Below are 3,516 nucleotides of genomic sequence, written 5' to 3' on the forward strand. Positions count from 1 at the left end.
ACCCACCTGATGCTTGGTTGTTGTTTGCCGCTTGCGGCAATCAACAATCGGGCAAACCAGGTATCTTGGACCTGAACACATAGGGTTCAAGAAGCGAACCCGGGGAACTGAAACATCTAAGTACCCGGAGGAAAGGAAATCAAACCAGAGACTCCGTCAGTAGCGGCGAGCGAACGCGGACCAGCCGAGCCTTGAGGATGACCAGAACAGACTGGAAAGTCTGGCCAGAGCGGGTGACAGCCCCGTATGGGAAGTCTGATGGGACGTATCAAGTAGGGCGGGACACGTGAAATCCTGTCTGAAGATCGGGGGACCACCCCCGAAGGCTAAGTACTCCTTGCTGACCGATAGCGAACCAGTACCGTGAGGGAAAGGTGAAAAGCACCCCGACGAGGGGAGTGAAACAGTTTCTGAAACCGGACGCCTACAAGCAGTCGGAGGGGCCTTGAGCCCTGACGGCGTACCTTTTGTATAATGGGTCAACGACTTGGTCTGTCTAGCAAGCTTAAGCCGGTAGGTGGAGGCGCAGCGAAAGCGAGTCTTAAATGGGCGCATGAGTTAGACGGATCAGACCCGAAACCGAGTGATCTAGGCATGAGCAGGATGAAGGTTGGGTAACACCAACTGGAGGTCCGAACCCACACCTGTTGAAAAAGGTCGGGATGACTTGTGCCTAGGGGTGAAAGGCCAATCAAACTCGGAGATAGCTGGTTCTCCGCGAAAGCTATTTAGGTAGCGCCTCGGACGTATCCTCTCGGGGGTAGAGCACTGCATGGATGATGGGGGCCCACAGCCTTACTGAGTCTAAGCAAACTCCGAATACCGAGAAGGACTATCCGGGAGACACACGGCGGGTGCTAACGTCCGTCGTGGAGAGGGAAACAACCCTGACCAACAGCTAAGGCCCCCAATTCGTGGCTAAGTGGGAAAGCATGTGAGACTTCCAAAACAACCAGGAGGTTGGCTTAGAAGCAGCCATCCTTTAAAGATAGCGTAACAGCTCACTGGTCTAATCAAGAGGTCTTGCGGCGAAGATGTAACGGGGCTCAAGCCACGAGCCGAAGCTTTGGATGTGCATTTATGCACGTGGTAGCGGAGCGTTCTGTGATAGAGAGCGCTGCCTCTTCTATCCTTCGGGATAGCGGAGGCAATGTTCTGACTGTGAAGCCGGGCCGTGAGGCAACCGGTGGAGTGATCAGAAGTGAGAATGTTGACATGAGTAGCGACAAACAGGGTGAGAGACCCTGTCGCCGAAAGTCCAAGGGTTCCTGCTTAAAGCTAATCTGAGCAGGGTGAGCCGGCCCCTAAGGCGAGGCCGAAAGGCGTAGTCGATGGGAACCAGGTTAATAGTCCTGGGCCAGGAGATGGTGACGGATCGCAGGTGTAGTTCCTCCTTATCGGATTGGAGGGGCTGCTGAGCGGTTCCTGGAAATAGCCCTCCACAAGACCGTACCCGAAACCGACACAGGTGGACTGGTAGAGAATACCAAGGCGCTTGAGAGAACCACATTTAAGGAACTCGGCAAAATACCTCCGTAAGTTCGCGAGAAGGAGGCCCGATTGGCAGGCAACTGTTGGTCGGGGGCACAAACCAGGGGGTGGCGACTGTTTACTAAAAACACAGGGCTCTGCGAAGCCGCAAGGCGACGTATAGGGTCTGACGCCTGCCCGGTGCCGGAAGGTTAAAAGGAGAGGTGCAAGCCTTGAATTGAAGCCCCGGTAAACGGCGGCCGTAACTATAACGGTCCTAAGGTAGCGAAATTCCTTGTCGGGTAAGTTCCGACCTGCACGAATGGCGTAACGACTTCCCCGCTGTCTCAAATGTGGACTCAGCGAAATTGAATTGTCTGTGAAGATGCAGACTTCCCGCGGTTAGACGGAAAGACCCCATGCACCTTTACTACAACTTCGCACTGGCATCAGGATTGCGATGTGCAGGATAGGCGGTAGGCTTTGAAGCGGGGACGCCAGTTCCCGTGGAGCCGTCCTTGAGATACCGCCCTTCGCTGTTCTGATGTCTAACCGCGGCCCGTTATCCGGGTCCGGGACCCTGCGTGGTGGGTAGTTTGACTGGGGCGGTCGCCTCCCAAACAGTAACGGAGGCGCGCGAAGGTTGGCTCAGAGCGGTCGGAAATCGCTCGTTGAGTGCAATGGCAGAAGCCAGCCTGACTGCAAGACTGACAAGTCGAGCAGAGTCGAAAGACGGCCATAGTGATCCGGTGGTCCCGAGTGGAAGGGCCATCGCTCAACGGATAAAAGGTACGCTGGGGATAACAGGCTGATGATGCCCAAGAGTCCATATCGACGGCATCGTTTGGCACCTCGATGTCGGCTCATCTCATCCTGGGGCTGGAGCAGGTCCCAAGGGTATGGCTGTTCGCCATTTAAAGAGGTACGTGAGCTGGGTTTAGAACGTCGTGAGACAGTTCGGTCCCTATCTGCCGTGGGTGTTGGAGACTTGAGAGGAGTTGCCCCTAGTACGAGAGGACCGGGGTGAACGTTCCACTGGTGGACCTGTTGTCGTGCCAACGGCAGTGCAGGGTAGCTATGAACGGACAGGATAAACGCTGAAGGCATCTAAGCGTGAAGCCCCCCTCAAAACAAGGTCTCCCTTGAGAGCCGTGGAAGACCACCACGTCGATAGGCCGGAGATGTACGTGCAGCAATGCATTCAGTTGACCGGTACTAATGGCTCGATAGGCTTGATTTGATCCGGAAGAAGCAAGACTTCTTCCCAAAGGCATCCTTGGACAACATCTTCCCCGCCCATAACCAAACGGCGCGGGACAACGCTGAGCGTTTCTTTCCCGGTCTGGTGGCCCTAGCGCGAGCAAAACACCCGATCCCATCCCGAACTCGGCCGTTAAGTGCCGCTGCGCCGATGGTACTGCGTCTCAAGACGTGGGAGAGTAGGTCACCGCCAGACCTGGAAAGAAACGCAATCCTCTGAAACGATGAAAAAAACGCCGGTCCAGGACAACAATGGCGCGGGGTAGAGCAGCCCGGTAGCTCGTCAGGCTCATAACCTGAAGGCCGCAGGTTCAAATCCTGCCCCCGCAACCAATACTAATTTTGAAGCAAGATAAAACAGCGCCCCAAGGGGCGCTTTTTGCCGTTCCGCCCGGGGCCAGGACCATCGGCCGAAAGCCCGCCCCCTCACCGCCCCGCCGCCGCGTCGGGGTCCTGCCGCAGCCAGACCACGACCAGGTCGTAGAACACCGCCAGAACCACCGGCCCCACGAAAAGCCCGATCAGCCCAAAGCTCAGCGTGCCGCCGATCACCCCCATGAAGATCACCAGCACCGGCGTGCCGAGCCCCCGCCCCATCAGCAGGGGCTTCAGCACGTTGTCCATGAAGGTCAGCGGCACCAGCATCCCCGTCAGCACCAACGCCCCCGCCGGCGGCAGGGTCAGCCAGCCCCAGACCAGAACCGGCAGCACCACCAGCGCCGGGCCAACCTGCACAATGCACAGAGCCAGGATCACCAGCGCCAGAAGACCAGCCCCCGCCACGCC

At 57.2% G+C, this 3,516-nt stretch carries 1 protein-coding gene, 1 tRNA gene and 2 rRNA genes (1 of these 4 running past the window's edge); 3 read left to right on the forward strand and 1 reads right to left on the reverse strand.

The window, feature by feature from the left end:
• The 3 genes from OU682_RS23240 to OU682_RS23250 form a co-directional block, all read left to right on the forward strand.
• A 23S ribosomal RNA gene (locus OU682_RS23240) occupies window positions 1–2,710 on the forward strand; it begins 126 nt to the left of the window's first position.
• Window positions 2,711–2,811: 101 nt separating this feature from the next.
• Window positions 2,812–2,926 (forward strand): 5S ribosomal RNA (gene rrf, locus OU682_RS23245).
• A 60-nt stretch (window positions 2,927–2,986) separates the two neighbouring features.
• Window positions 2,987–3,063: transfer RNA gene (locus tag OU682_RS23250), tRNA-Met, on the forward strand.
• Window positions 3,064–3,156: 93 nt separating this feature from the next.
• Here OU682_RS23250 and OU682_RS23255 read toward each other — a convergent pair.
• Window positions 3,157–3,516, reverse strand: a 360-nt coding sequence (locus OU682_RS23255; protein ID WP_268944560.1) for an AI-2E family transporter, incomplete at its 5' end; no start/stop codon positions are given.

This window comes from Paracoccus benzoatiresistens (genome assembly GCF_026913015.1).
GTDB classification, from domain to species: domain Bacteria; phylum Pseudomonadota; class Alphaproteobacteria; order Rhodobacterales; family Rhodobacteraceae; genus Paracoccus; species Paracoccus benzoatiresistens.